Below are 25,161 nucleotides of genomic sequence, written 5' to 3' on the forward strand. Positions count from 1 at the left end.
GCCCCAATCCCCGCCGGCACGCGTTTCTCGGGGCGCAGGGCCCGCACCCCCGCCGGTAGGCGAAAGGGCGGGTGGGTGGGGAAGAGCCCGCCGCAGGCGCAACGGTGCTGTGGGGGTCCGCGGCCCGCACCCCCGCCGGTAGGCGAAAAGCCCGCCGCAGGCGTGACGGGGCGGGGGGGTTCACGGGCCCGCGCCCCCGCCGGCAGGCATTCCGCCCGTCCGGAGGACTACCCGTCGTTGCCCAGGAAGGAGCGGACCGGCTTCGGGAGGAGGTCCTTGCAGGATTCGCTCGACGGGGTGGTGAGGGCGTCGCGTTTGCAGGTGTAGTAGTCGTTGTAGACGAACTGGAGGGTGAAGCTCGCGGCGACGATCGCCAGGGCGACCGCGCTCGTGATGATGCCGCTCCAGGCCGCCGCCGCGAAGGACCGCTGGGAGGCGGGGTTCGCGGAGGGGTTGGGGCGGGGGGTGTCGGCGCCGGATGCGGCGAGGGCCGCGGCCGCTTCGGCGCGGGCGGCGGCGCGGGTCTCGGGCTTCATGCGCAGGGCGCTGATGCCCCAGTAGAGGGCGAGGGCGCCGAGCAGGAGGCCGAGCTCGGTCCAGTGGAGGATCGCGAAGATCAGCGCCCAGCCGCCGCAGACCAGCGCGTAGCGGGAGCGGCGCTGGGCGGGGTCGGTGGGGTCGAAGCGTGAGCCGTTGGGCTGCGGCGGGGTTTCGGGGCCGCTGGGGCGATGGCCGAAGCCGTCCTGGCGGCCGGGCTGCTGGTTGCTCCACTGGCCGCCCCAGCCGGGCGGCGGCGGAGGCGGCGGGGTGCTGTCGCCGTCCTCGGGCGTGCCTTCGGGGCGCCGGGGCTGCCAGGGCTGTTCGGGGGCGCCTTCGGGCGGCGGGGCGAACGGGTTGTCCTGCTGATCGCCCTCGGGCGCACGCAGCGCGATAGTGATCTGTCGGCTGCTCATGATTGGTAGCGCCATCCCCTTGCCGTCGACTCCTCATGTCGTATGCGTCACGCGCAGGGCGCGCGATTGCTGTTCCTCCGGAAGACGCTACCGTCCGCGCGCTCCCCCGTCCCGTGGGGGGACCTTCGCGTGCCGGTATCGTTGCTGACGGTCGACGGCCTCGTAGGGTTCCCCGAATCGTGGGATCCGTCGGCTCATACGATCCTCCAAATCCGCACGGTCTCGAGAGAGAGCCCCGCCAGTGGCTGCGCAAACCCCGGCTCGTCTAGTCGTCCTCGTCTCCGGTTCGGGGACGAATCTGCAGGCGCTGCTCGATGTCATCGAGAGCGATCCCGCGTACGGCGCGCGGATCGTGGCGGTCGGTGCCGACCGGGACGGCATCGCCGGTCTGGAGCGGGCGGAGCGGGCCGGGCTGCCGGTTTTCGTGGTGAAGGTGAAGGACTACGCCGACCGGGCGGGATGGGACCTCGCGCTCGCGGAGGCGACGGCGGAACACCGGCCGGACCTGGTGGTCTCGGCCGGCTTCATGAAGATCGTGGGGAAGGAGTTCCTCGCGCGGTTCGGGGGACGGTTCGTCAATACGCATCCCGCGCTGCTGCCGAGCTTCCCGGGCGCCCACGGCGTCAGGGACGCGCTCGCGTACGGCGCGAAGGTGACGGGCTGCACCGTGCACTTCGTCGACGACGGCGTCGATACCGGCCCGATCATCGCCCAGGGGGTGGTGGCCATCGAGCCGGATGACACGGAGGAAGCGCTCCATGAGCGCATCAAGGAAGTCGAGCGAGGGCTGCTCGTCGACGTCGTGGGGCGGCTGGCTCGCGACGGGTATCGCATTGAGGGACGAAAGGTATTGATTCCGGCATGAGCGCCGAAGGTACGAAGCGGCCGATCCGCCGCGCGCTGGTGAGTGTGTACGACAAGACCGGGCTGGAGGAGCTGGCGCGCGGACTGCACGAGGCGGGCGTCGAACTGGTGTCGACCGGGTCGACCGCCGCGCGCATCGCCGCCGCCGGGGTGCCCGTCACGCCGGTCCAGGACGTCACCGGCTTCCCGGAGTGCCTGGACGGCCGGGTCAAGACCCTGCACCCCAAGCTGCACGCCGGGATCCTCGCGGACCTGCGTCTTGAGGACCACCAGCGGCAGCTGGCCGAGCTCGGCATCGAGCCGTTCGAGCTGGTGGTCGTGAATCTGTACCCGTTCAAGGAGACGGTCGCCTCAGGCGCGTCGCCCGACGAGTGTGTCGAGCAGATCGACATCGGCGGTCCTTCGATGGTGCGCGCCGCCGCCAAGAACCACCCCTCGGTCGCGGTCGTCACCAGCCCCGGGCACTACGCCGACGTCATCGCGGCCGTCAAGGACGGCGGGTTCGACCTGACGCAGCGCAAGCGGCTCGCCGCCGAGGCGTTCCAGCACACCGCCTCGTACGACCTGGCGGTGGCGATCTGGTTCGCCGAGGGGTACGCGGCCGACGAGAGCCCGTTCCCGGACTTCACCGGCGTCGCCCTCACCCGGCAGCACGTGCTGCGCTACGGCGAGAACCCGCACCAGCCCGCCGCGCTCTACAGCGACGGCAGCGGCAAGGGCCTCGCGGGCGCCGAGCAGTTGCACGGCAAGGAGATGTCGTACAACAACTACACGGACACCGAGGCCGCGCGCCGGGCCGCGTACGACCACACGGAGCCGTGCGTCGCGATCATCAAGCACGCCAACCCGTGCGGGATCGCGGTCGGCGCGGATGTCGCGGAGGCGCACCGCAAGGCGCACGCCTGCGACCCGCTGTCGGCGTTCGGCGGGGTCATCGCGGTCAACCGCCCGGTGAGCGTGGAGCTCGCCGAGCAGGTCGCGGAGATCTTCACCGAGGTCATCGTCGCGCCGGCGTACGAGGACGGCGCCGTCGAGGTGCTGGCCCGCAAGAAGAACATCCGGGTGCTGCGCTGCGCGGACGCGCCGATCGGCTCGGGCGAGTACCGGCCGATCGAGGGCGGGGCGCTGGTCCAGGTCAAGGACCTGCTGCAGGCCGAGGGCGACGACCCGGCGAACTGGACGCTGGCGACCGGTGAGGCGCTGGACGCCGCCGAGCTGGCGGACCTGGCCTTCGCCTGGCGCGCCTGCCGCGCCGTGAAGTCCAACGCGATCCTGCTCGCCAAGGGCGGCGCCAGCGTCGGCGTCGGCATGGGGCAGGTCAACCGGGTGGACTCGGCGAAGCTCGCGGTGGAGCGGGCGGGCGAGGAGCGGGCGCGGGGTTCCTACGCGGCCTCCGACGCCTTCTTCCCGTTCCCCGACGGGCTGGAGATCCTGCTGGCGGCGGGCGTCAAGGCCGTGGTCCAGCCGGGCGGTTCGGTCCGTGACGAGCTGGTCGTCGAGGCGGCGGAGAAGGCCGGCGTGACGATGTACCTCACCGGGACCCGGCACTTCTTCCACTGACGCAGACGCAGAGCCGAACGCGGCCCGCACCCCCGAGGGGGTGCGGGCCGTCGCCGGTCTACGGGCGCTTCACCACGACGGTGTGCATGATCTTGTCGGCGAAGGTCTGGTTCTTCTCGTCCCACAGCGGCCACAGGTAGCCGATGTAGCAGGCCATCCCGTCGAGGGCGTGGCACAGCCGGCGGACGAACGCCATCCCGAAGCCCAGCACCTGGCCGTCGGCCTCGCGCAGCAGGTGGATCCCGGCGATCTTCTTGCCCGGGGTCTGGCCGGTGGAGCCTTCCCGGTAGCAGAGCCACAGGGTGCCGGCGAGGCTCAGCATGCCGCCGATGGCGATCATCGCGAGGGCGCCGCCCGGCATCGAGGGGGTGGGGCAGGTGCTGGTGCCGCTGGTGTTGCACCGGTCGGCCGCGTCGAAGAGCACCTTGGCGAGCTGGACGTAGCCGACGATGATCAGGATGAACGGCACCAGGCTGACGATCAGGAAGTCCAGCAGCGTGGCGCCGGCGCGCGCGCCCCAGCTCGCCAGCGGGGGCATCCCCGGCGGCAGGCCGCCCTGCGGGTACCCGTACGGGCCCTGGTTCTGCTGCGGGAACTGCGGCTGCTGCTGCGGGTAGCCGTACCCCTGCGGGGACTGGGGCGGCTGCTGCGGCTGGTCGTAAGGGTTGTTGGGGCCGGGCGGATAGCTCACGTGCGGTTTCCTCCGAGCGGGGACGTGGAGCGTGGGGACGCAGGGGCACATCGTCGTGGCCACGGTGGTGGCAGCGCAAGGCGCGCGGTGGCGGCGGATCGGCCACGGAGTCAAGGGCGCGTCAGGGCGCGGCCGAGTGCGGGCATCGGGTAACGATCCGAGGCCCGGATTCGTCGGCGGGACCCCCCATCCGGAAAGATGGGGTCATGACCGCCCAGATTCTCGATGGCAAGGCCACCGCAGCCGCGATCAAGTCCGATCTCACGTCCCGCGTGGCGTCGCTCAAGGCCCGGGGCATCGTGCCCGGTCTTGGCACCCTGCTGGTCGGTGAGGACCCGGGCAGCAAATGGTATGTCGCGGGCAAGCACCGCGACTGCGCGCAGGTCGGCATCGGCTCGATCCAGCGCGAACTGCCCGACACCGCCACCCAGGAGGAGATCGAGGCGGTCGTCCGGGAGCTGAACGCGAACCCGGAGTGCACCGGCTACATCGTCCAGCTCCCGCTGCCCAAGGGCATCGACACCAACCGGGTCCTGGAGCTGATGGACCCGGAGAAGGACGCCGACGGCCTGCACCCGATGAGCCTCGGCCGCCTCGTGCTCAACGAGACCGGTCCGCTGCCGTGCACCCCGAACGGCATCGTCCAGCTGCTGCGCCACCACAAGGTGGAGATCAACGGCGCGCATGTGGTCGTCGTCGGCCGCGGTATCACCGTGGGCCGCTCGATCGGGCTGCTGCTGACCCGCCGCAGCGAGAACGCCACCGTGACGCTGTGCCACACCGGCACCCGTGACCTGAGCGGGCTGCTGCGCCAGGCGGACATCATCGTGGCGGCGGCGGGGGTCGGGCACCTGGTCAAGCCGGAGGACGTCAAGCCCGGCGCGGCCGTGCTGGACGTCGGTGTCAGCCGCGACGGCGAAGGCAAGATCGTCGGCGATGTGGACCCGGGGGTGGCCGAGGTCGCCGCCTGGATCTCCCCGAACCCCGGCGGCGTCGGCCCGATGACCCGCGCGCTGCTGCTGGCCAATGTCGTCGAGGCTGCCGAGCGCGCGGCTGCGGGCCATGGCGGCTGAGCCGGAGCCCGGAGAGGTGGCGGCGGGCGAGGCGGCCGCTCCCCGGCCGCACCGGTACGCGCTGTGGACGCGGACCACCGCCCGCCCCGAGGGCGGCGGCCGGGCGGCCGGCCGGGACGCCTCCGCGCCGGCCCGGCAGTGGCCCATCCTGGTGGTGCTCGGCGGGGTCGCGCTCGGCCTGGTGCTGACCGCGGCCGACCACTTCCGGGCGGGAACGGTGATCGTCGGGGCGGCGCTGCTGGTGGGCGGTGCGATGCGGTTCACGCTGCCGTCGGTCGGCATGCTGGCCGTGCGCAGCCGGTTCACCGACGTCATCACGTACCTGGTGCTCGGTACCGCCATCGTGCTGCTGGCGCTGATGGTGCAGCCGGATCCGATCCTGGACGTGCCGTTCCTCGAGGACATCATCCGCTTCTCGGTGCGCTGATCCCGCCGCCGGCCCGGAAATCGCGAAGCGGTGACCGGGGCCACACCGGGGCGGGTCAACTGTTCCGCCGTGGCGCGATAGCCTGACGGCGGGTCTCTTGATGCCGAGAGACCCACGTTCCGGGGCTAGGGACGCTGCCGGGGCGGCCAGATTTCCCGCAGGAAAAGGCCAGGAGAAGGCAATGACTCGCACCCCCGTCAACGTCACCGTCACCGGAGCGGCGGGCCAGATCGGCTACGCGCTGCTCTTCCGCATCGCGTCGGGCCATCTGCTCGGCTCGGACGTGCCGGTGAACCTCCGCCTCCTGGAGATCCCGCAGGGTCTCAAGGCCGCTGAGGGCACCGCCATGGAGCTCGACGACTGCGCGTTCCCGCTGCTGCGCGGCATCGAGATCACCGACGACCCGAACGTCGCCTTCGCCGGTGCGAACGTCGCCCTGCTCGTCGGCGCCCGCCCGCGGACCGCCGGCATGGAGCGCGGTGACCTGCTCTCCGCCAACGGCGGCATCTTCAAGCCGCAGGGCAAGGCGATCAACGACAACGCCGCGGACGACATCAAGGTCCTCGTCGTCGGCAACCCGGCGAACACCAACGCGCTCATCGCGCAGGCCGCGGCCCCGGACGTACCGGCCGAGCGCTTCACCGCGATGACCCGCCTGGACCACAACCGGGCGCTCTCGCAGCTGGCGAAGAAGACCGGCACCACGGTCTCCGACATCAAGCGCCTGACGATCTGGGGCAACCACTCGGCGACCCAGTACCCGGACATCTTCCACGCCGAGGTCGTCGGCAAGAACGCCGCCGAGGTCGTCAACGACGAGCAGTGGCTGGCCGACACCTTCATCCCGACCGTCGCCAAGCGCGGCGCCGCGATCATCGAGGCCCGTGGCGCCTCCTCGGCCGCCTCGGCCGCGAACGCCGCGATCGACCACGTGCACACCTGGGTCAACGGCACCGCGGCCGGCGACTGGACCTCGATGGGCATCGTCTCCGACGGTTCCTACGGCGTTCCGGCCGGTCTGATCTCGTCCTTCCCGGTCACCACCAAGGACGGCGCCTTCGAGATCGTCCAGGGCCTGGACATCAACGAGTTCTCCCGCGCCCGCATCGACGCTTCGGTGAAGGAGCTCGAGGAGGAGCGCGACGCGGTCCGCGCCCTCGGCCTCATCTGAGCCCCGCGCACAGCGCACGACGGCCCGCCGCCGGTCCCCGAGAGGGGCCGGCGGCGGGCCGTTGCCGTGTACAGGAATATGACGCCGGAACCATCCGGGCAGCGGGCGTGTCCTTTATCCTGAGAACTCCGGATTACGTTCAACTCGCGTTGATCGGACGTGAGTTCGACGATCGGGGGGCGAATGTCCGGTCCCGTGCGCCGTGGCTCCCGCACGGAGGCCACCCGCCTGCTGTGCGCGGGTGTGTACCCCGACATCGACTTCCGCGGCCAGGTCATCGAGCAGCTGGTCTTCGCGTCCCCCGAACTGATGACGGCCGTCAGACTCCTGCGCGCGCAACTGCCGCTGCCGGCACGGTCGGAGGACGATGGTCTCGACGAGGTCGAGGGGGAGCTCGCGGACGTCGCGGGCGAGATCGACCGGACCGGGCGGGCCGAGCGCGGCCGGCTGGAGCGGCTGCGGTCGCTGCTGATCAGCGGCAGCACCGCGGCCGGCGGACTGGCGTCGGCCTTCGCCGTCGTCCAGGCCATCGCCCAGCCGCTCGGATGAGGAGGGGGCCGACATGAGCCATTGGGACGCGGACCGGCAGCAGTGGGTGCGGGGCCCACAGACCGGACAGGCACCGGAGGAGCCGTACGAGCCCCCGGTGTACCCGCCGGAGGAGCCGTACGAGCCTCCGGTGTACCCGCCGGAGGAGCCGTACGAGCCTCCGGTGTACCCGCCACCGCCGGCCTACCGGCCGACGATGCACGGCATGACGCACGACGCGACACGGTACGAACCGGTCCTGGGGCCCGCGTTCGGCCCGCCGCCCGGCCCGCCCCCGGGCCCGCCCCCGGGACCGCCGCAGCGCTGGTCGCGCGCGACCGTGCTGACGGCCGTCGTCGCGTCGGTGGTGCTCGTGGCCGGGCTCGGATTCGGCGGCTGGGCGCTGCTGCGCCACCACGATGGGAACAAGGACGCCCGGCCCGGGTCGAGTTCGCCGCCCTTCGACCAGCCGTCGACCGACAGCACGACCGACGGTACGACCGATACGGGGGCCCCGTCGGAGTCGACCGCCGACTCGCCCTCGTACAGCCCGAGCACCGAAGGACCGAGCCCGGCGCCGTCCGGCTACGTCCGGACGTCCGACCCGGCCGGTTTCTCCCTGGACGTTCCCGAGGGCTGGCAGCGCAGCACGGAGGGCGACAGCGTCTTCTACAGGACGGCGGACGGCAACAGCCTGATCCAGGTGTTCGCGCTGCGGGGTCCCGAGACGACGCCGTACGAGTCCCTGGTGGCGACCGAGCAGACGGTGTCGAAGAACCCCGGGTACCACCGGATCCGGTTGGTGCAGCTCGGTTCCGGCGCGGGTGACGCCGCCGGACTCGAGTACACCTACGTCCGCACCGACGGCACCGTCCGGCACGTCGTCGTCCAGGCCTTCACCGATCCCAGCACCGTCCAGTACGCGCTGCTGGTGGCGGGCCCGGACGGTGACTGGACCGCGCACCAGGAGGTCTTCAGGAACCTGCTCTCGTCGTTCTGCACGACCGGCCACTGCCCGTCCGACAGCGGCTGATCAGCGGCCGTTGCCGGTTGCCTCGGCGAGCAGCGCGCACAGTGCGTCGAGCGCGCCGTTGAAGGCGTGTTCCGGCGGCGTGCCGAAGCCGACGACCAGGGCGCCGGGACCGTCCGCCGGGCCGTTGTAGGCGTCGAGACCCGCGAGGGCGAGGCCCGCCCGGCCCGCGCGGGCGACGAGGTCGCTCATCGGGGCTGAGCCGGGCGGCAGTTCGAGGACGGCGTGCAGCCCGGCCGCGATGCCCGACACCCGCACCTGGGGGGCGTGGGCGGCGAGCGCCGCGACCAGCCGGTCGCGGCGCCTGCGGTAGTGCAGCCGCATCCGCCGCACATGGCGGTCGTAGGTGCCCGAGCGGATCAGTTCGGCGAGCGTGAGCTGGTCCATGACGGGGGAGTGGCGGTCGGCGGACCGCTTCTCGGCGACCACCGCGTCGAGGAGGGCCGGCGGGAGGACGAGCCAGGCGAGCCGTATGCCGGGCGCCAGGCTCTTGCTGGCGGTACCGGCGTAGACGACCTGGCCGGGGGCGAGCCCCTGGAGCGCGCCGACGGGCTGCCGGTCGTAGCGGAACTCGCCGTCGTAGTCGTCCTCGATCACGGTCCTGCCGGTGGCCCGCGCCCACTCCACCACCGCGGTGCGCCGCTCGGGCGAGAGCGACGCCCCGGCCGGGAACTGGTGCGCCGGCGTCAGCAGCACCGCGTCCGCCGCGGGGCGGTGGTGCGGGCCGAGCTCTTCGAGCCGGGCGCCGCTGCAGTCCACGGGCAGTTCGACGGTGCTGAGGCCCGCCGAGCGCAGGATCCGGCGGGTGTCGGGGAAGCCGAGCGCCTCGACGCCGATCCGGCGGGCGCCGCGGTCGCGCAGCGCGCGGGCCAGCAGCCCGGTCCCCTGGACGAACCCCGAGCAGACCAGGATCAGCTCGGGGTCGGCCCGCACCCCGCGCACCCGCGCCAGGTACTCCGCGAGCGCCTCCCGCAGCTCGGGGCGCCCGCGCGGGTCCGAGTAGCCGAAGGCCTCGTTGGGCGCGGCGGCCATGGCGCGGCGGGCCGCCGCGAGCCAGGCGCCGCGCGGGAACGCCGACAGGTCGGAGGAGCCGGGCCGCAGATCGTAGGGGTAGCCGTCGGCGGCCGGATTCCCCAGCAGCAGCCCGGTCTGCTCGGGCACGGCCCGGCGGCGGGGCGGCGGCGCACTGCCCGCCACCTGCGTGCCGGAGCCCTGCCGGGCGGCCAGCCAGCCCTCCGCGACCAGCTGGCCGTACGCGTCGGCGACCGTGTTGCGGGCCAGGCCGAGGTCCTTGGCCAGCGCCCGCGACGACGGCAGCCGGGTCCCCGCGGTGAGCCGGCCGTCCCGTACCGCCTCGCGCAGCGCCCGCTCCAGACCGGCCCTCGCACCGGTGCCGGCGGTCAGGTCGAGATGGAGGTCGACCCCGGAAATGGCCCAGTCGTTCATCTCTCAAGTGGACCATGCGACGGGGCCACTGTCCGCTTAGCGTGGAGCCATGACTTCGAACGACCAGACCCTTGTCCCCGCTCCCGCCCAGCGCATCAACCTGATGAAGGCCGCCCCTGACGTCTACGAGGCGATCCTGGCGCTCAACAAGGCCGCCGCCCACGGCCTCGACCCGGTCGTCGCCGAGCTGGTCAAGATCCGCGCGTCCCAGCTCAACGGCTGTGCCTTCTGCCTGGACATGCACACCCACGACGCGAGCAAGCTCGGTCTGTCCGAGCAGAAGCTCCACGGCATCGGGGCCTGGCGCGAGACGCCCTTCTTCACCGCCCGTGAGCGCGCCGCCCTCGCCCTCTCCGAGGCCGTCACCCGCCTCGGCGAGCACGGCGTCCCCGACGACGTCTTCGACGAGGCCGCCCGGCACTTCGACGAGGCCGAGCTGGCACGTCTGATCGCCATGTGCATCACCATCAACGCCTGGAACCGGGTCGGCGTCACCACCCGGCTCTCGCCCGCCGCCCGCTAAGCGCTCTCCGGCGGCGCGCCGCCCTCCCCGAACCGGGCCAGCACCAGCGCGCCGAGCACCGCCAGGGCGAAGCCCGCGAACGCCAGGGGCTCCAGCCCCGGCCGGGTGCGGTCGCCGAGCGCGATCACCCCGACCAGGGCGGGCCCGACGGTCTCGCCGATCACCATCCCGGCGGTGGCGGCGGTGACCGAGCCGCGCTGCAGGGCCGAGGTCAGCAGCAGGAAGGCGGCGCCGCCGCCGATGAGCAGCGCGTAGGCCGCCGGATTGGCGAGCACGGCGCCGGGCGACAGATCGTCGACCAGCCGCACGGCGACCTCGACGACCCCGAACCCGATCCCCGCGCCGAACCCCAGCGCGGCGGCCCGCGCCCGGTCCGGCAGCCGCCCGGCGAGCACGCCGAGCCCCAGCACCGCGAACGAGGTGGCCAGCACGCCCCACCGCAGCGCGGTGCTCCCGACTCCGTCGCCCTCCGGCCCGGACGCGAGCCCCAGCATCCCCAGCCCGCCGCACACGGCGGCCACCGCGCCCCACTCGACGCCCTTCAGCCGCACCTTCAGCGTCCGCGCGGCGGCGACCGCGGTGACGGCCAGGCTGGCCGCCAGCGCGGCGCCGACGGCGTAGATCGGCAGCACCCGCAGCGCCACGAGCTCGAGCGCGAACCCGGCGGTGTCGAGCCCGAGCCCGGCCACGTACCGCCACTGCCGCAGCGCCCGCACGAACAGCCGGGCATCCACCCCGGACCCGCTCCCCGGCGTAGCGGCCCGCGCCGCGACCGCCTGGAACACCGAAGCAACCCCGAAACACACGGCTGCGCCGAGCGCGCAGAGCATTCCCACGACCATGCGCCGACCTTAGGTCCGCCGGACGGGATACGACGGGAGGACCCGGCCCCGCCCGGACCGGCCTCAATCGCCGGCCGGGCTGAAAGATCGCCTCAAACGCCGGCGGGCTGAACGACACCCGCCCATGCCGTCCGGACGTGAGGGGGACGGGTCCGCAGGGGTGGGGTTTCGAAATGCTGCCGAGCTATTTGTGGGCGGCCACGCCCGTAAATAGTCGATTTCGAAGCCCCGCCCCGGAGGGCCCGGCCCCCGACCCCCACGCCCTGGCGGTCAGCCCGCGAGCACCGCTCGCAACTGCTCCAGCCCCCAGTCCAGATCCTCCTTCGAGATCACCAGCGGCGGCGCCAGCCGGATCGTCGACCCGTGCGTGTCCTTCACCAGCACCCGCCGGTCCATCAGCCGCTCCGACACCTCGCGCCCCGTCCCGTGCCCCGGCGCGATGTCGATCCCCGCCCACAGCCCGCGCCCCCGCACCGCCGCGACCGGCCCGGAGCCCGTGAGGAGGCCGAGCTCGTGGTGCAGGTGGTCGCCGAGTTCGGTGGCGCGCTGCTGGTACTCGCCGGTGCGCAGCATCGCGATGACCTCCAGCGCCACCGCGCAGGCCAGCGGGTTCCCACCGAAGGTGGACCCGTGTTCGCCGGGCCGGTAGACGCCCAGCACCGCCGCGGACGACACGACCGCCGACACCGGCACCACACCGCCCCCCAGCGCCTTCCCGAGGACGTACATGTCCGGCACGACACCCTCGTGCTCGCACGCGAAGGTGCGGCCGGTCCGCCCGAGCCCCGACTGGATCTCGTCGGCGATGAACAGCACGTTCCGGTCCCGGGTGAGCGCCCGCACTCCCGCCAGATAGCCCGGCGGCGGCACCAGCACCCCCGCCTCCCCCTGGATCGGCTCCAGCAGGACGGCGACCGTGTGCTCGTCGACGGCCGCCTCGATCGCGGCGAGGTCGCCGTACGGAACGATCTCGAACCCGGGCGTGTACGGCCCGAAGTCGGCCCGTGCCTCCTGGTCCGTGGAGAAGCTGATGATCGTGGTGGTGCGCCCGTGGAAGTTGCCGTCCGCGACGACGATCTTCGCGCGCCCGTCCGGGACGCCCTTGACCTTGTAGCCCCACTTCCGGGCGGTCTTGACCGCCGTCTCGACCGCCTCGGCGCCGGTGTTCATCGGCAGCACCATCTCCATGCCGCACAGCTCGGCGAGCTGCGTACAGAAGTCGGCGAACCGGTCGTGGTGGAAGGCGCGGGAGGTCAGCGTCACACGGTCGAGCTGGGCCCTGGCGGCGTCGAGCAGCCGCCGGTTGCCGTGGCCGAAGTTGAGGGCCGAGTAGCCGGCCAGCATGTCCAGGTACCGGCGGCCTTCGACGTCCGTCATCCACGCGCCTTCCGCGGTGGCGACGACGACCGGCAGCGGATGGTAGTTGTGCGCGCTGTGGGCCTCTGCGGCGGCGATGCTGGTGTCCGTTGTCGTCACGTACGTGCTCCGTTCGTGGTGCGTCGGGAGTTGTTGCCTCGGGGCGGGGTGACGCCCCTTTCTATCGTCGGTCGGCCGCAATGCGATGAAACCTTGCGGCATCCGCTGTTCGGGGCGCACCCCCGCAGCGGTGCCGGGGAGGGGGTGATCGGGGCCGGGGGACCTGAGAGAATGACGGCATGGCCAACGACCGCCCGCCCGTCACCCACCACCACCCTCAACCGAGGGACTTCGCCCCGCCCCTTACACCGCGCGCCCTCTCCGGTATCCAGCCCACCGCAGGCTCCTTCCACCTGGGGAACTACCTGGGTGCGATCCGCCAGTACGTGGCGCTCCAGGAGACCCACGACGCGTTCTACATGGTTGTGGACCTGCACGCCATCACGGTGCCGCAGGACCCCGCCGAGCTGCGCTCCAACACCCGCCTCGCGGCGGCGCAGCTGCTGGCCGCGGGCCTGGACCCGGACCGCTGTACGCTCTTCATCCAGAGCCACGTGCCGGAGCACGCGCAGCTCGGCTGGGTGATGAACTGCCTGACCGGGTTCGGCGAGGCCGGCCGGATGACGCAGTTCAAGGACAAGTCGGCGAAGCAGGGGGCGGACCGGGCGACCGTCGGCCTGTTCACGTACCCGATCCTGCAGGTCGCGGACATCCTGCTGTACCAGGCGAACGCCGTGCCGGTCGGTGAGGACCAGCGCCAGCACGTCGAGCTGACCCGCGATCTGGCGGGGCGGTTCAACAGCCGCTACGGCGACACGTTCACCATCCCGGCGCCGCATATCGTCAAGGAGACCGGGAAGATCTACGACCTCCAGGACCCGACGGCGAAGATGAGCAAGTCGGCGTCGTCCCCGAAGGGCCTGATCAACCTTCTCGACGAGCCGAAGGTCTCGGCGAAGAAGATCAGGAGCGCGGTCACCGACACGGACACCGTGGTGCGCTTCGACGAGAAGGACAAGCCGGGCATCAGCAATCTCCTCACCATCTACTCCACTCTCACCGGTACCGGAATCCCGGAACTGGAGCAGCGGTACGCGGGCAAGGGCTACGGTGCGCTGAAGACGGACCTCGCGGAGCAGTTTGTGGAGTGGGTCACACCGTTCCGGGAGCGCACGCAGGAATACCTGGGCGACCCGGAGACGTTGGACGCTGTCCTGGCCAAGGGTGCGGAGAAGGCGCGCGCCGTGGCCGCCGAGACCCTGGCCAGCGCGTATGACCGGATCGGCTTCCTGCCCGCGAAGCACTGAAACGCACCGGAGCACCGGCGCAGCGCCGCACCGGGAGGGCCCGGCCGGGGCGGTACCAGAGTCAGAGGTCCCGGCAGAGTGTGTCCGACGACGCTCGCGGCGCGACCCGCGCACGCGTCACACTGAGAGCAGACCGAACAGCGCCCGCGAGGCGCCCGTGATCCGGGGAAGAGGGGTGAACGCAGTGGGGACCAGCACGATCGGAGTCTCGATCGCGGTCCCGGAGCCCTACGGCCGCCTGCTCCAGGAGGCGCGCGCCGGCTTCGGTGACCCGGCCGCGTACGCCATCCCCACGCACGTCACGCTGCTGCCGCCGACCGAGATCGACTCCGGTGACCTCCCCGCGCTGCGCCGCCACCTCGCGAAGGTCGCGGCGGCCGGCCGGCCGTTCCCGATGCGGCTGGACGGCACGGACACCTTCCGCCCGCTGTCCCCGGTGGTCTACGTGCACCTGGCGGACGGCACCCGTGAGTGCACCGAGCTGCAGGGCGAAGTGCGCTCGGGACCGGTCGTGCGTGAGCTGCAGTTCCCGTACCACCCGCATGTGACCGTCGCCCACGGCATCGCCGAGGAGGCGATGGACCGGGCCTACGCGGCGCTCGCGGACTTCAAGGCGACCTGGACGGCCACCGGGTTCGCCCTGTACGAGCAGGGCGGGGACGGGGTCTGGCGGAAGATGCGTGAGTACCCTTTCGGCGTCGACACCTGTGGTGCCGTTCCGCACCAGCAGGGCGCCCGCGCCACCCATGACGCCCCGCTGATCCCCTGACCCGCTGATTCCCTGGTGTCCTGAAGAGGTCGCCGGCCCTCGGATGAAGCGGCCGCCGGCCCTCAGACCGGCAGCTTCCTGAAGAGCGCGCGCGGCACGTGCCGCAGTGCCGACATGACGAAGCGCAGCGCGCCCGGCACCCACACCGTCTCCGCGTGCCGCCGCAGGCCCGTCTCGATGGCCTCCGCGACCGCTTCGGGAGTGGTGGCCAGCGGCGCCTCCGGCAGCCCCGCCGTCATCTTCGTGCGGACGAAGCCGGGCCGGACGACCATCACGTGCACGCCCGAGCCGTGCAGCGCGTCGCCGAGGCCCTGGGTGAAGGCGTCCAGGCCCGCCTTGCTCGACCCGTAGATGAAGTTACTCCGCCGGGCCCGCTCGCCGGCCACCGAGGAGAGTACGACCAGCGAGCCGTGCCCCTGCCGTTGCAGCGCGCTCGCGCACACCAGCGACGCGGACACCGCCCCGGTGTAGTTGACCTGCGCGACATGGACGGCCGACAGCGGCTCCTGCTCGTCGCGCGTCTGGTCGCCCAGTACGCCGAAGGCGAGCAGCACCATGTCGAGGTCGCCCTCCGCGAAGAGCTTGCCGAGCACCTCCTCGTGGGACGCGGTGTCCAGCGCGTCGAAGGGCACCGCATGCGCGTCCGCGCCCAGCGACCGCAGGTGCTCGGCGGCGGCGTCGAGGGCGGGGGAGGGGCGGCCCGCCAGATGGACGGTCCTGGTGCGGCGGCCGATGAGGCGGCGGGCGGTGGCGAGCGCGATCTCGGAGGTGCCGCCGAGGATCAGCAGGGACTGGGGGGTGCCGAAGGCGTCTTTCACTGCGGAGCTCCTGGTGGGCCTAGGGGGCCTGGGGCGGTCTGACGGGCCCCGCTGCGGGGGCCCGCCCGGGACCGTCCTAGAGGGCGAGGCGGCGGGCGAGGTCCGAGGTGAAGACCCCGCGGGGGTCGAGCTCGGCGCGCAGCCGCCGGAAGGCGTCGAGCCGCGGGTACATGCCGGGCAGCAGTTCGGGGCGCAGCCGCGAGTCCTTGGCGAGGTAGACGCGGCCGTCGGCGGCGGCGACCTCGTCGTCCAGGACGTCGAGGAAGGTGGCCAGCCCCGGCATGGTCGCGGGGATGTCGAGGGCGAGGGTCCAGCCGGCCATCGGGAAGGACAGCCAGCCCGGGTCGGCCTCGCCGAACCGCTTGAGCACGGCGAGGAACGACGGGATGCCGCGGCGGCTGATCCGCTCCACGATGCGGCGCAGCGCGCTCTCCTGCCCGTTGCCGATGACGAACTGGTACTGGACGAAACCGCTGCGCCCGTAGATCCGGTTCCAGTCCGGCACCCCGTCGAGCGGGTGGAAGAACGTCGAGATCTTCTGCAGCTCGCCGTGCCGTTCGCGGGGCGCCTTGTGGTACCAGAGGGCGTTGAACAGCCCGACGCTGCCGCGGCCGAGCAGCCCTTCCGGTACGAAGTTCGGGGCGCCCGGCAGCCGGCCGGGCCGGAAGTCGAGCGGGTCGCGGCGGGCGCGCGGCGGCAGGGCGTCGAGCGGGGCGTGGTCGCCGCGGGTCAGGACGGCGCGGCCGGTCCTCGCGCCGCGCGCGAGCAGGTCGATCCAGGCGACCGAGTAGCGGTAGCGGTGGTCGTCGGCGGTCAGCCGGGCCATCAGGTCGTCGAGGTCGGTGGCCCGTTCGGTGTCGATGCTCATCAGCGAGGTCTCCACGGGCAGCAGCTGGATCGTCGCGGCGAGCACGACGCCGGTCAGTCCCATGCCGCCGGCCGTCGCCCAGAACAGCTCGGGCTCGTCCTCGGGGGTGACGAGGCGGGTGCCGCCGTCGGCCGTCAGCAGCTCGATGGCGCGTACGTGGCGGGTGAACGACCCGGAGAGGTGGTGGTTCTTGCCGTGGATGTCCGTGCCGATGGCCCCGCCGACCGTGACGTAACGGGTCCCGGGGCTGACGGGGACGAACCAGCCGAGCGGCAGCAGGACCTGCATCAGCCGGTGCAGGCTCACCCCGGCGTCGCAGACCACCAGGCCGTTGATGGCGTCGATCTCGTGGATCCGGTCCAGGCCCGTCATGTCGAGTACGGCGCCGCCGGCGTTCTGCGCGGCGTCGCCGTACGCCCGGCCGAGCCCGCGGGCGATGGCGCCGCGGCCCCCGCAGTCCCGGACCGCCTCGGCGGCCTCCTCGTAGGTGCGCGGGCGGAGCACATGCGCGGTGGTGGGCGCGGTGCGGCCCCAGCCGGAGACGGGGGTGGTCAGGGCGGAGGGAGCAGGCATACGGGTGACGTTATCGCCCGAGAGGTGTTGATTGCCCGTATATGCCGGTTCTCTCACTGAAACGGGTGACTGATGGTGAGTCAAAAGTCAATAGTGGGCATATTAACTCATTGCCCCTTTTGTTCTGGAAGGGCGAACCACGAACGAAGGAGAACCCGCCGGTGCGAACTCCGGACTCCGCCGCGTCACGTGTGTCAGAAGTGGACCGCCGGCTGCTCACCGCGCTGCGCCGGTGCGGCGACGGACCGCACGTCGCCCGCACCGCGCGGGCCCTGTCCTGGAGCGGTGAGCACGCCGCGCTGTGGCTCGCCGCCGGGGTCGCGGGCGCGTCCGTGGACCGGCGGCGCCGCCGCGCCTGGCTGCGCGCCACCGCCCTGGTCGGCGCCGCGCACGTCGCGAGCATGGGCGTCAAGCGGGTCGTCCGCCGGCCCCGTCCCCGACTGCCCGGCGCGCGGCCCCTGGTGAACACCGCGGGCCGGCACAGCTTCCCCAGCTCCCACGCGGCGTCGTCGGCCGCCGCGGCCGTCGCCTTCGGGGCGCTGCTGCCGGGACCGTTCCGGCTGTTCGGCCCGTTCCCGCCGCTGGCCGCCGGGATGTGCGCGGCACGGCTGGTCGTGGGCGTGCACTACCCGAGCGATGTCGCCGCCGGCGCGATGCTGGGCGCCGCCACCGCCCGGATGGGCCGGGCCTGGTCGCTGCGGGGCGGAGGACTCGATGGCTGAGCCCACCTCGGCGGTACTCGACGACGTACCCAGGCCACCGCGCGCCGTCCCCGCCGCCGGGATGCTCCGTACCGTCGCGGGCCTGCCGGGCGGTCTGGTCCGAACGGCCCGGCCGAGGCAGTGGGTCAAGAACGCCCTGGTGCTCGCCGCCCCCGTCGCCGCCGGGCGGCTGCTCTCCCATCACGGGCTGGTCCAGCTCGGCATCGTCTTCGTGCTCTTCACCGCCTGCGCGTCCGCCGTCTACCTCGTCAACGACGCACGCGACGCCGACGCCGACCGGGCGCACCCCGTCAAGTGCCACCGCCCCGTCGCCAGCGGCCGGCTCCCGGTGCCGGTCGCCTACGCGGCGGGCGCGCTGCTCGGCGTCCTCGCGCCGGTCGCCGCGTACGTGCTGTGCAACGCGGCGACCGCCGGGCTGCTCGCCGCGTACCTCGTCATGCAGTTCGCGTACTGCCTGCGGCTCAAGCACGTCCTCGTCGTGGACCTCGTCGTCGTCACCACCGGCTTCCTCATGCGCGCCATGGCCGGCGGTTTCGCCCTCGACATCGACCTGTCCCGCTGGTTCCTGATCACCTCGGGGTTCGGCGCGCTCTTCATGGTCGCCGCCAAGCGCTACTCCGAACTGATCCTGATGTCCGGCACCGAGGGCGAGGCCGGCGCCTCACGGTCCCTGCTCACCGCGTACACCACCGGCTATCTGCGGTTCGTCTGGCAACTGGCGGCCGGCGTCGCGGTCCTCGCGTACGGCATGTGGGCGATGGAGACCGGCGCCGCCGCCACCGGCTCGCTGCCCTGGCGGCAACTGTCCATGATCCCCTTCATCCTCTCCGTGCTCCGCTACGCCGTCTTCGCGGACGCGGGTGCGGCCGGCGCGCCGGAGGACGTGGTGCTGCACGACCGCCCGATGCTCGTCATCGCCCTGGGCTGGGCGGCGCTCTACGCCCTCGCGGTGGCCGAGCTGTGACGGACGGGCCGCGGCGCGGAGCGGAGCACGGCACCGAGCGCGGCACCGGTTCCGTCCTGCGCTCCGAGATCCTCGGATTCGCGCTGGCCGGCGCCGCCGCCTACGCCGTCGACCTCGGGCTGTTCATCTGGCTGCGCGGCCCCGGCGGCTTCGGCCCGCTCACCGCCAAGGCGCTGTCCTTCCTCGCCGGTTGCACGGTCGCCTACGCCGGCAACGCGCTGGGCACCTACCGCGGCCGCCCGCCGTCCGTGAGCCGCGCCCGGCAGTACGGCATCTTCTTCGCGTTCAACGTGGCGGGCGCGGTGGTACAGCTCCTGTGCCTGGCCCTGTCGCACTACGTCCTCGGGCTCACCACCCCGCGCGCGGACGTGATCTCGGGCGCCGGCATCGGCATGGCACTGGCCACCGCGCTGCGTTTCTGGGGGACGCGGACCTTCGTCTTCGGACGGCCGGGACCGTCCGCGGCCCCGGCCCCGTCCCGGGAATGCGCGCGCTGACGGAGGGTAGGCGCGCAGACATGGAGTGGATCACATGGAGTGGCTGACGAAACTGCGGTGGATCGGCCCGTGGATCGCCCGGCTGATGCGCACCCACGCCTGGCGTTCCTTCGAGCACCTCCAGGAGGTGCACTGGAGCCGGCTGGCCGCGGCCGTCACGTTCACCAGCTTCCTCTCCCTCTTCCCGCTGATCACCGTCGCCGCGGCGATCGGCGCGGCCCTGCTCTCCGACCAGCAGCTCCAGGACCTCCAGAAGCAGGTCTCCGAGCAGGTCCCGGGCATCTCCGACCAGCTGAACATCAACGGCCTGGTCGAGAACGCCGCCACCGTCGGCCTCATCGCGGGCGCGCTGCTGCTCTTCACCGGCCTCGGCTGGGTCGCGTCGCTCCGCGACTGCCTGCGCGCGGTCTGGGAGAAGGACGACGAGGACGAGAACCCGGTCATCGGCCGGCTCAAGGACGGCGGGATCCTGCTCGGCCTCGGCGCCGCCGCCATCGTGTCGCTGGCCTCCTCCGCCTTCGCGACCGCCGCCGTCGGGTGGGCCGCCGACGCGCTCGGTCTCGAACACAGCAGCCCCGGCCGGTTCCTCCTCACCGCCGCGGGCTTCTGCATCGCCGTCGTCGCGGACTTCGTGCTCATCGTCGTCCTGCTCACCCTGCTGCCCGGCGTCGAACCCCCGCGCCGCCGGGTCGTCGTCGCGGGTCTCATCGGCGCCTTCGGCTTCGAGATCCTCAAGCTGGTCCTCAGCGGCTATCTGCAGAACGTCGCCGCCAAGAGCATGTACGGCGCCTTCGGCGTCCCCGTCGCGCTGCTCCTCTGGTTCAACTTCATGGCCAAACTGCTCCTCTTCTGCGCCTCCTGGACAGCCGTCCCGCCCAAGGACGACCCCGCGACGGCGCCGGAGCCCGCCACCGAGCCGAAGCCCACGGAAGACCACCCCGGAGCCGTCCACCCCGCCTGAACCCGGACGGTGGTCCGGGTTCGGTCAGTCGGTGGTTCCGTCGCGCGACTTGCGGCGGGAGGGGCGGGAGTCGTCCGGGAGGGTCAGGGCCGGGGTGGCGCGGCGGCGGCGTACCAGGAGGACGGCGGCGGCGATCAGGGCCAGCGCGCCGGCGGCGATGCCGGCGAAGGTCCACATGCCGTGCGAGCTGGACGTGCCGGCGACCGTGGCCTGCGCGGGGCCCTTCGTGTCCGGGTCCGGGGCGGGGGCGTTGGCCTTGGCGGCGCTCCGCGTCGGGACCAGGGTGCCGACCGGCTTCACGGTGGGGGCGGCCTTGAAGCCCCAGTCCAGCAGGGCGGCCGTCTCCTTGTAGACCTCGTTGCTGCCCGCGGCCGGGTGCATCACGGTGACCAGCAGGGTGCGCCCGTCGCGTTCGGCGGCGCCGGTGAAGGTGTTGCCCGCGTTGGTGGTGAATCCGTTCTTCACCCCGAGCAGGCCCGGGTAGCGGCGGACGCCCAGGCCGGTCAGCAGGCGGTCGGTGTTCTGTATGTCGAAGGTCGAGCGCGTCTTCGACGGCTTGCCCGTCTTGAGGTCCTTGTACTCGCCGGGGAACTTGGCGACGGCCGTCGCGCAGTACTCGCGGAAGTCCGGGTTCTTCAGCCCCGACCGGGCGAAGAGCGTGAGGTCGTAGGCGCTGCTGACCTGCCCCGGCATGTCGTAGCCGTCGGGCGACACGACATGCGTGTCGTCGGCCTGCAACTCCTTGGCCTGGGCGTTCATCTCCTGCACGGTCTTGTCGACGCCGCCGTTCATGGTGGCGAGGACGTGCACGGCGTCGTTGCCCGAGTGCAGGAAGACCCCGAGCCACAGGTCGTGGACCGTGTAGCTGAGCTTCTCCTTGATGCCGACGAGGCTGCTGCCCTCGCCCATGCCGCTCAGGTCGGAGTCGGCGACCGTGTGCACCTGGGTCTTCTCGAATTTGGGCAGCACGGTGTCGGCGAACAGCATCTTCAGGGTGCTGGCGGGAGCCAGTTGCCAGTGCGCGTTGTGCGCGGCGAGCACCTCACCGGTCTTCGCGTCCGCGACGATCCACGAACGGGCGGTGAGCTTCGGCAGCGGCGGGCTGCCGGCGTCCGGTTCCACCTGGGTGCCGGGCACCCCGAGCCGGTCGCCGCCGACCTTCGACATAGTGGCAGGAGGCACCGGCTCCTTCGTTCTGCCGTCCGCGTGGGCAGGGGACGCGAGGAGCGGGCCGGACACCAGCGCGGCGGCGCACAGGACCAGCAGGGAACGGCGGAAGGCGGGTGCAGGCTTGGACACCAGGCGAACGTACAGTCCTGGTGGCGGAACGCGCGCCCTTCGGTTGTCCTGCGGACGGGTGAGGATTCGCACGCCCCTGACGTGGAACCATCCGGACCCCGTCGGCCGTTGCCGTGCGGGAGTCTCCATACTGGGTGTATGAAGCTCAACCGCCCCGTCTCCTGGTTCCTGGTCGCCTTCGGCGTGTGGTCCTGGATCGTCTGGACCACCTTCGTCAAGAACCTGTGGAAGGACGTCAGCGGGCTCGCCTTCGACAACGGCTCCCCGACCGCGTACTTCTGGGTGCATCTGACGCTCGCGATCACCTCGTTCCTGCTGGGAACGGCGATCGGCGCGCTCGGGCTGCGGTCGCTGCGGATCCTGAAGCGCGAAGCCGCCGGGACCACGGCCGGGTCCGATGCCGGTACGGCCGCCGGGTCCGATGCCGGGCGGCACCCCTCCGACACGGCCGCCGTTTAGTGATCGTCGTCTTCGTCCTGGGCGGGCTGGCCGTCCTGGCGCTCTTCGCCGCCCTGCACCGTTACCTGTGGCGGCGCCTGGTCCGCGATGTGTCGGCACCCCGCGGCCGGTACCGGCGGATCGGGACGGTGCTCGCCTTCGTCCTCCCGCTGACCAGCCTGGGCGCGCTGATCGGCGGCCGCGCCCTGCCGCTGGCGGGCGAGCGGTGGCTGGCCTGGCCGGGCTATCTGTGGCTCGCGGTGCTGATCTATCTGACGTTCGCGCTGCTGGTGGGCGAGGCGGTACGGCCCCTGCTGCGGCGCGCACTCGACCACCGGGCGGCCCGGACAGCACCGGAGGAAGCGGTTCTGGTGGCGGTACCGGCAACGGCAACGGCACCAGCACCGGAAGCGACGGCCACAGCTCCACCGGCGGTCCCGGCAGCAACCGACGAGCCCGCCGCCGCCACCCGGCGGCAGTTCGTCGCCCGCACCGTCGCCGTCGCGGCCGGTGCCGCGGCCGCCGGGACCGTCGGCTACGGCACGTACGGCGTCCTGCGCGGTCCCCGGCTGAAGAACGTGACCGTACCGCTCGCGAAGCTGCCCGCACGGGCGGACGGTTACCGGATCGCGGTGGTCAGCGACATCCACCTCGGCCCGATCCTGGGGCGGGCGCACACCCAGCGGATCGTCGACACGATCAACGGCGCGCGCCCCGACCTGGTGGCGATCGTCGGCGACCTGGTCGACGGGACCGTGGCCGACCTGGGGCCGGCCGCCGAGCCGCTCGCCCAGCTGCGGGCCCGGCACGGCTCGTTCTTCGTCACCGGCAACCACGAGTACTTCTCGGGCGCGGCACCGTGGGTCGACTTCGTCCGGGAACTGGGCGTCCACCCGCTGGAGAACGCCCGGGTGGAGCTGCCCGGCTTCGACCTCGCGGGCGTCAACGACATCTCCGGCGCGGACCACCACGCCGCGCCGGACTACGGCAAGGCGCTCGGTGACCGGGACCGCACCCGGGCCGCCGTCCTGCTGGCGCACCAGCCGGTGATGATCCACGAAGCGGTGAAGCACGGCGTGGACCTGCAGCTCTCGGGACACACGCACGGCGGCCAGCTCTGGCCCGGCAACTACATCGCGGAGCTGGCGAACCCCACGGTGGCGGGGCTCGACCGGTACGGCGACACCCAGTTGTACGTGACCCGCGGCGCGGGCGCCTGGGGCCCGCCGGTACGGGTCGGGGCGCCGTCGGACATCACCATCGTGAAGCTGGTGTCACTGCGCGCGTGACGCCCGCTTCGCGGCGCGCTTCGCCGCCCGCTTGACGGGTGCCTTCGCGACGGGTTCGGCGGCTGCGGGTCCGGTGCCGGCCGCGGGAGCTTCGGTGCCGGCCGTACCGGAGGTCTTCGCGTCCCCGCCGCCTCCCGACGACTTCTGGGCCGAGATGAACGTCGGCAGGATGAAGTCGTGGATGAGCCCCTTGGCGTCCCTGACCAGCGGCCGGAACACCCGGTAGCGCGAGAGGCTGACGACCTTCGCCACCAGCGGGGTGCACCGCTTGACGAAGTTCCGGGTGCGTTCGGTGTCGTCGGTGCGGTCGAAGACCCAGTACAGCACCACGATCATGAGGTGCAGCCACAGCAGGTCCGGGAGGAGTTCGGCCAGTTCGGCGTCGAGCTTGGGGGCCAGGTCCGAACCGTTCAGCACCTCGTCGAAGATGGCGACGGCGGTGGCGCGGGCCGGGTGCGACTCGTTCGAGAACGGGCTGAGCGGGCTGTCCGGGTCGGCCGCCGTGCGGAAGAACTGCGACGCGAACTCGTGGTACGGCGCCGCGCAGTCCACCCACGAGGTGAGGGCGATCTCCAGGCGCTTGGAGAAGTCGGTGACGCCGGCCATCTTGGCGTGGGCGTCGGCCGCGTGCTCGTGCGTCATCCGGTCGTAGAAGCCCTGGATCAGGTATTCCTTCGACGCGAAGTAGTAGTAGGCGTTGCCGACCGACACCCCGGCCTCGGTCGCGATCGCCCGCATCGTCGTCTTGTTGTAGCCCCGCTCCTGGAACATCCGCATCGCGGTGTCCAGGATGAGCGCCCGGGTCAGCTCGCTCTTGTCGGTCTTCGGTCGCGCCCGGCCGCCTGGCAGTTCGGCGGCCGGGGCGGCGTCGTCGGACGGGCGGCGGTCAGTTTCTTCCACGAGGGTGAGCCTAACCGCCGTGCCGGCACGCATCGCCGCAGTCCTCGTGGGCCGGCATGACCGGCCTTCCGGTGCTGGGGTTCCGGGCCCGCCCCCAGTCCGTCCTGGGCGGTGCCCAGGCGGTCCTGGCCGGTCCCCAGCCGTTCTGGGCAGGGCCCGGGCCGTTCTGGGCAGGTCCCCAACCGGCGTACGGGCTGGTCGCCGCCCGGTACTTGGCGGCCGCCAGGACCGCGGCCCGGGCGAGCGGCGCCCCGACCGGGGTGCTGAAGCGGTGCGCCATCGGCCGGTACTCGGAGAGCGCCCACAGGATGACGATCCAGGCGGCGTCGCCGGTGTAGAGCTGCCCCTGGTCACCGATGACGGTGATCCGGCTCAGGGTCGAGGCGTGGTCGAGGTCCGGGTACCGGCCGCGCGCCTCGGGGGAGCAGGCCGGGACGAGGTCCAGCGGGACGAGCTGCCGCTGCCGTACGAGCCAGCCCCGTACGAAGGTGCAGAGCCTGCAGTCGGCGTCGTACAGGACGGTCAGCCGGCGGACCGGGACACGGGCGTCCCGGCGGACCGGTGCGGGGGCCGCCGCCCCTTGCGGGGCGGCTTCCGCGGCGTGGGTGGTGCGGGCGCCGTGGGTGGCGTCGGCGGTCATGGTGGTCAGAGCGCCGGGGTGGCGGGGGTGGCCCAGCCCTGCGGCGGCACCGGCGGGATCTGCTCCTTCTCCATGATGCCCCGGCGGCGCATCTTGTTGAGGATGAAGACGTTGCCGAGGTGCAGGACGCCGAGGACGAGCAGGACGACCCCGAGCTTGACCGACAGTGCCTCGAAGAGCCCGCGGGCGTCCTCGACCGCGTCGGCGCCCTTGAGGTAGAGGGCGACGAACCCGAAGTTGACGAGGTAGAAGCCGACCACCAGGAGGTGGTTGACGGCGTCGGCGAGCTTCTCGTTGCCGTGCAGCACGTCGGCGAGGAAGATCCGCCCGTTGGTGCTGAGGGTGCGCGCGACCCAGATGGTCAGCCCGATGCTGATGAGCAGGTAGACGACGTACGCGACGACCGTGAGGTCCATGGTCCATCCCTTTGCGAGAGACTTGAACGTGTTCAAAACTTCTGACAGGCATGACTGTAGACCTATTTTTGAACGTGTTCAACCGCGATTTCCGGCGCAACGAAGAACGCCGGGCGGGCCTGAGGAATCAGGCCCGCCCGGCGTTCGGCGGAGAGGTTCTGCGGAAAGGTTCTACG

The 25,161-nt window shown here is 72.3% G+C and carries 27 protein-coding genes; 16 read left to right on the forward strand and 11 right to left on the reverse strand.

Translation table 11 applies throughout. The features are described 5' to 3' along the window. Positions 1-227: 227 nt before the first annotated feature. Positions 228-953, reverse strand: a complete 726-nt coding sequence (locus tag O3W51_RS25440) for a hypothetical protein (RefSeq protein WP_232484672.1) — start codon at positions 951-953, stop codon at positions 228-230. 241 nt (positions 954-1,194) lie between these two features. Between O3W51_RS25440 and purN the strand changes: the two genes are divergently transcribed. Both purN and purH read left to right on the forward strand, forming a co-directional pair. Continuing rightward, a complete protein-coding gene (purN, locus tag O3W51_RS25445; protein ID WP_138359403.1) occupies positions 1,195-1,818 on the forward strand; it encodes a phosphoribosylglycinamide formyltransferase in 624 nt (207 codons plus the stop codon). Next, the gene (purH, locus tag O3W51_RS25450; RefSeq protein WP_138359405.1) at positions 1,815-3,377 is read left to right on the forward strand and encodes a bifunctional phosphoribosylaminoimidazolecarboxamide formyltransferase/IMP cyclohydrolase; all 1,563 of its coding nucleotides are present in this window, start codon (positions 1,815-1,817) and stop codon (positions 3,375-3,377) included. The genes purN and purH overlap by 4 nt, the downstream gene beginning before the upstream one ends. Before the next feature lie 58 nt (positions 3,378-3,435). On the opposite strand, the gene O3W51_RS25455 is transcribed toward purH, so the two are convergent. Beyond that, positions 3,436-4,068, reverse strand: coding sequence for an RDD family protein (locus tag O3W51_RS25455; RefSeq protein ID WP_138359407.1), 633 nt, complete (start codon positions 4,066-4,068; stop codon positions 3,436-3,438). A gap of 206 nt (positions 4,069-4,274) precedes the next feature. On the opposite strand from O3W51_RS25455, the gene O3W51_RS25460 reads away from it, so the two are divergent. The 5 genes from O3W51_RS25460 to O3W51_RS25480 all read left to right on the forward strand — a co-directional run bounded on the left by O3W51_RS25460 (position 4,275) and on the right by O3W51_RS25480 (position 8,300). Then, entirely contained in the window at positions 4,275-5,141 is an 867-nt protein-coding gene (locus O3W51_RS25460) for a bifunctional methylenetetrahydrofolate dehydrogenase/methenyltetrahydrofolate cyclohydrolase (RefSeq protein ID WP_138359409.1), read from the forward strand. Beyond that, positions 5,131-5,568 carry a DUF3017 domain-containing protein gene (locus tag O3W51_RS25465; protein ID WP_138359411.1) on the forward strand — a complete coding sequence of 146 codons (438 nt, stop codon included), beginning with the start codon at positions 5,131-5,133 and terminating at the stop codon, positions 5,566-5,568. The genes O3W51_RS25460 and O3W51_RS25465 overlap by 11 nt, the downstream gene beginning before the upstream one ends. A 181-nt stretch (positions 5,569-5,749) precedes the next feature. Then, positions 5,750-6,739, forward strand: coding sequence for a malate dehydrogenase (locus O3W51_RS25470; protein WP_138359413.1), 990 nt, complete (start codon positions 5,750-5,752; stop codon positions 6,737-6,739). A gap of 183 nt (positions 6,740-6,922) precedes the next feature. Beyond that, on the forward strand, positions 6,923-7,288 hold the full coding sequence (locus O3W51_RS25475; RefSeq protein ID WP_138359415.1) for a hypothetical protein: 366 nt from the start codon (positions 6,923-6,925) through the stop codon (positions 7,286-7,288). A gap of 13 nt (positions 7,289-7,301) precedes the next feature. Next, a complete protein-coding gene (locus O3W51_RS25480) occupies positions 7,302-8,300 on the forward strand; it encodes a hypothetical protein (RefSeq protein WP_269287407.1) in 999 nt (332 codons plus the stop codon). Here the strand turns inward: O3W51_RS25480 and pdxR are convergent, their stop codons facing one another. Next, positions 8,301-9,743: a MocR-like pyridoxine biosynthesis transcription factor PdxR gene (gene pdxR / locus O3W51_RS25485; protein ID WP_269287408.1), complete on the reverse strand. Its 1,443-nt coding sequence runs from the start codon at positions 9,741-9,743 to the stop codon at positions 8,301-8,303. 49 nt (positions 9,744-9,792) lie between these two features. Here pdxR and O3W51_RS25490 point away from each other — a divergent pair, with 49 nt between their 5' ends. Then, on the forward strand, positions 9,793-10,266 hold the full coding sequence (locus O3W51_RS25490) for a carboxymuconolactone decarboxylase family protein (RefSeq protein WP_138352266.1): 474 nt from the start codon (positions 9,793-9,795) through the stop codon (positions 10,264-10,266). Here O3W51_RS25490 and O3W51_RS25495 read toward each other — a convergent pair. Further along, entirely contained in the window at positions 10,263-11,108 is an 846-nt protein-coding gene (locus O3W51_RS25495) for a hypothetical protein (protein ID WP_187144986.1), read from the reverse strand. The two genes, O3W51_RS25490 and O3W51_RS25495, sit on opposite strands and share 4 nt — an antisense overlap. Before the next feature lie 270 nt (positions 11,109-11,378). Then, entirely contained in the window at positions 11,379-12,584 is a 1,206-nt protein-coding gene (gene rocD / locus O3W51_RS25500) for an ornithine--oxo-acid transaminase (protein ID WP_138352265.1), read from the reverse strand. A gap of 179 nt (positions 12,585-12,763) precedes the next feature. Here rocD and trpS point away from each other — a divergent pair, with 179 nt between their 5' ends. Beyond that, entirely contained in the window at positions 12,764-13,831 is a 1,068-nt protein-coding gene (gene trpS / locus O3W51_RS25505; RefSeq protein WP_138352264.1) for a tryptophan--tRNA ligase, read from the forward strand. Between the two features lie 184 nt (positions 13,832-14,015). Further along, on the forward strand, positions 14,016-14,600 hold the full coding sequence (locus O3W51_RS25510; protein ID WP_138352263.1) for a 2'-5' RNA ligase family protein: 585 nt from the start codon (positions 14,016-14,018) through the stop codon (positions 14,598-14,600). A 62-nt stretch (positions 14,601-14,662) separates the two neighbouring features. Here the strand turns inward: O3W51_RS25510 and O3W51_RS25515 are convergent, their stop codons facing one another. After that, complete coding sequence (locus tag O3W51_RS25515; RefSeq protein WP_138352262.1) at positions 14,663-15,418, reverse strand: decaprenylphospho-beta-D-erythro-pentofuranosid-2-ulose 2-reductase; 756 nt, start codon at positions 15,416-15,418, stop codon at positions 14,663-14,665. A 76-nt stretch (positions 15,419-15,494) separates the two neighbouring features. Continuing rightward, positions 15,495-16,859, reverse strand: coding sequence for an FAD-binding oxidoreductase (locus tag O3W51_RS25520; RefSeq protein WP_198357065.1), 1,365 nt, complete (start codon positions 16,857-16,859; stop codon positions 15,495-15,497). 161 nt (positions 16,860-17,020) lie between these two features. Here O3W51_RS25520 and O3W51_RS25525 point away from each other — a divergent pair, with 161 nt between their 5' ends. The 4 genes from O3W51_RS25525 to O3W51_RS25540 are packed head-to-tail and all read left to right on the forward strand — an operon-like array spanning position 17,021 to position 20,003. Further along, positions 17,021-17,581 (forward strand): phosphatase PAP2 family protein, encoded by a 561-nt coding sequence (locus O3W51_RS25525; RefSeq protein WP_244809356.1) that lies wholly within the window; start codon positions 17,021-17,023, stop codon positions 17,579-17,581. Continuing rightward, a complete protein-coding gene (locus O3W51_RS25530) occupies positions 17,574-18,545 on the forward strand; it encodes a decaprenyl-phosphate phosphoribosyltransferase (protein ID WP_443048335.1) in 972 nt (323 codons plus the stop codon). Before O3W51_RS25525 ends, O3W51_RS25530 begins: the two co-directional genes overlap by 8 nt. Before the next feature lie 56 nt (positions 18,546-18,601). Continuing rightward, positions 18,602-19,042, forward strand: a complete 441-nt coding sequence (locus O3W51_RS25535; RefSeq protein WP_232484747.1) for a GtrA family protein — start codon at positions 18,602-18,604, stop codon at positions 19,040-19,042. Positions 19,043-19,076: 34 nt separating this feature from the next. Further along, entirely contained in the window at positions 19,077-20,003 is a 927-nt protein-coding gene (locus O3W51_RS25540) for a YihY/virulence factor BrkB family protein (RefSeq protein WP_138352258.1), read from the forward strand. A 24-nt stretch (positions 20,004-20,027) separates the two neighbouring features. On the opposite strand, the gene O3W51_RS25545 is transcribed toward O3W51_RS25540, so the two are convergent. Further along, positions 20,028-21,302: a D-alanyl-D-alanine carboxypeptidase family protein gene (locus O3W51_RS25545; protein WP_244809358.1), complete on the reverse strand. Its 1,275-nt coding sequence runs from the start codon at positions 21,300-21,302 to the stop codon at positions 20,028-20,030. A gap of 138 nt (positions 21,303-21,440) precedes the next feature. Between O3W51_RS25545 and O3W51_RS25550 the strand changes: the two genes are divergently transcribed. Continuing rightward, complete coding sequence (locus tag O3W51_RS25550) at positions 21,441-21,761, forward strand: SCO4848 family membrane protein (RefSeq protein WP_269287412.1); 321 nt, start codon at positions 21,441-21,443, stop codon at positions 21,759-21,761. Further along, positions 21,761-23,029 carry a metallophosphoesterase gene (locus O3W51_RS25555; RefSeq protein WP_138352256.1) on the forward strand — a complete coding sequence of 423 codons (1,269 nt, stop codon included), beginning with the start codon at positions 21,761-21,763 and terminating at the stop codon, positions 23,027-23,029. The genes O3W51_RS25550 and O3W51_RS25555 overlap by 1 nt, the downstream gene beginning before the upstream one ends. Here the strand turns inward: O3W51_RS25555 and O3W51_RS25560 are convergent. Genes O3W51_RS25560 through O3W51_RS25570 form a run of 3 tightly spaced genes read right to left on the reverse strand, consistent with a single transcriptional unit; the run spans position 23,015 to position 24,985 of the window. Continuing rightward, complete coding sequence (locus tag O3W51_RS25560; RefSeq protein ID WP_244809360.1) at positions 23,015-23,929, reverse strand: TetR/AcrR family transcriptional regulator; 915 nt, start codon at positions 23,927-23,929, stop codon at positions 23,015-23,017. The two genes, O3W51_RS25555 and O3W51_RS25560, sit on opposite strands and share 15 nt — an antisense overlap. Before the next feature lie 10 nt (positions 23,930-23,939). Next, positions 23,940-24,569 carry a thiol-disulfide oxidoreductase DCC family protein gene (locus O3W51_RS25565; protein ID WP_138352254.1) on the reverse strand — a complete coding sequence of 210 codons (630 nt, stop codon included), beginning with the start codon at positions 24,567-24,569 and terminating at the stop codon, positions 23,940-23,942. A 5-nt stretch (positions 24,570-24,574) separates the two neighbouring features. Further along, a complete protein-coding gene (locus tag O3W51_RS25570) occupies positions 24,575-24,985 on the reverse strand; it encodes a hypothetical protein (RefSeq protein ID WP_269287414.1) in 411 nt (136 codons plus the stop codon). Between the last annotated feature and the right edge of the window lie 176 nt (positions 24,986-25,161).

Source organism: Streptomyces sp. H39-C1 (assembly GCF_027158125.1).
GTDB lineage: Bacteria > Actinomycetota > Actinomycetes > Streptomycetales > Streptomycetaceae > Actinacidiphila > Actinacidiphila fildesensis.

What these genes read in the sequence shown, in the direction of transcription:
- O3W51_RS25440 (WP_232484672.1), bottom strand. Translation starts at nt 953, where the DNA reads ATGAGCAGCCGACAGATCACTATCGCGCTGCGTGCGCCCGAGGGCGAT.
- purH (WP_138359405.1), top strand. Translation starts at nt 1,815, where the DNA reads ATGAGCGCCGAAGGTACGAAGCGGCCGATCCGCCGCGCGCTGGTGAGT.
- O3W51_RS25460 (WP_138359409.1), top strand. Translation starts at nt 4,275, where the DNA reads ATGACCGCCCAGATTCTCGATGGCAAGGCCACCGCAGCCGCGATCAAG.
- O3W51_RS25465 (WP_138359411.1), top strand. Translation starts at nt 5,131, where the DNA reads ATGGCGGCTGAGCCGGAGCCCGGAGAGGTGGCGGCGGGCGAGGCGGCC.
- O3W51_RS25470 (WP_138359413.1), top strand. Translation starts at nt 5,750, where the DNA reads ATGACTCGCACCCCCGTCAACGTCACCGTCACCGGAGCGGCGGGCCAG.
- O3W51_RS25475 (WP_138359415.1), top strand. Translation starts at nt 6,923, where the DNA reads ATGTCCGGTCCCGTGCGCCGTGGCTCCCGCACGGAGGCCACCCGCCTG.
- O3W51_RS25480 (WP_269287407.1), top strand. Translation starts at nt 7,302, where the DNA reads ATGAGCCATTGGGACGCGGACCGGCAGCAGTGGGTGCGGGGCCCACAG.
- pdxR (WP_269287408.1), bottom strand. Translation starts at nt 9,743, where the DNA reads ATGAACGACTGGGCCATTTCCGGGGTCGACCTCCATCTCGACCTGACC.
- O3W51_RS25490 (WP_138352266.1), top strand. Translation starts at nt 9,793, where the DNA reads ATGACTTCGAACGACCAGACCCTTGTCCCCGCTCCCGCCCAGCGCATC.
- O3W51_RS25495 (WP_187144986.1), bottom strand. Translation starts at nt 11,108, where the DNA reads ATGGTCGTGGGAATGCTCTGCGCGCTCGGCGCAGCCGTGTGTTTCGGG.
- trpS (WP_138352264.1), top strand. Translation starts at nt 12,764, where the DNA reads ATGGCCAACGACCGCCCGCCCGTCACCCACCACCACCCTCAACCGAGG.
- O3W51_RS25520 (WP_198357065.1), bottom strand. Translation starts at nt 16,859, where the DNA reads ATGCCTGCTCCCTCCGCCCTGACCACCCCCGTCTCCGGCTGGGGCCGC.
- O3W51_RS25530 (WP_443048335.1), top strand. Translation starts at nt 17,574, where the DNA reads ATGGCTGAGCCCACCTCGGCGGTACTCGACGACGTACCCAGGCCACCG.
- O3W51_RS25540 (WP_138352258.1), top strand. Translation starts at nt 19,077, where the DNA reads ATGGAGTGGCTGACGAAACTGCGGTGGATCGGCCCGTGGATCGCCCGG.
- O3W51_RS25550 (WP_269287412.1), top strand. Translation starts at nt 21,441, where the DNA reads ATGAAGCTCAACCGCCCCGTCTCCTGGTTCCTGGTCGCCTTCGGCGTG.
- O3W51_RS25565 (WP_138352254.1), bottom strand. Translation starts at nt 24,569, where the DNA reads ATGACCGCCGACGCCACCCACGGCGCCCGCACCACCCACGCCGCGGAA.
- O3W51_RS25570 (WP_269287414.1), bottom strand. Translation starts at nt 24,985, where the DNA reads ATGGACCTCACGGTCGTCGCGTACGTCGTCTACCTGCTCATCAGCATC.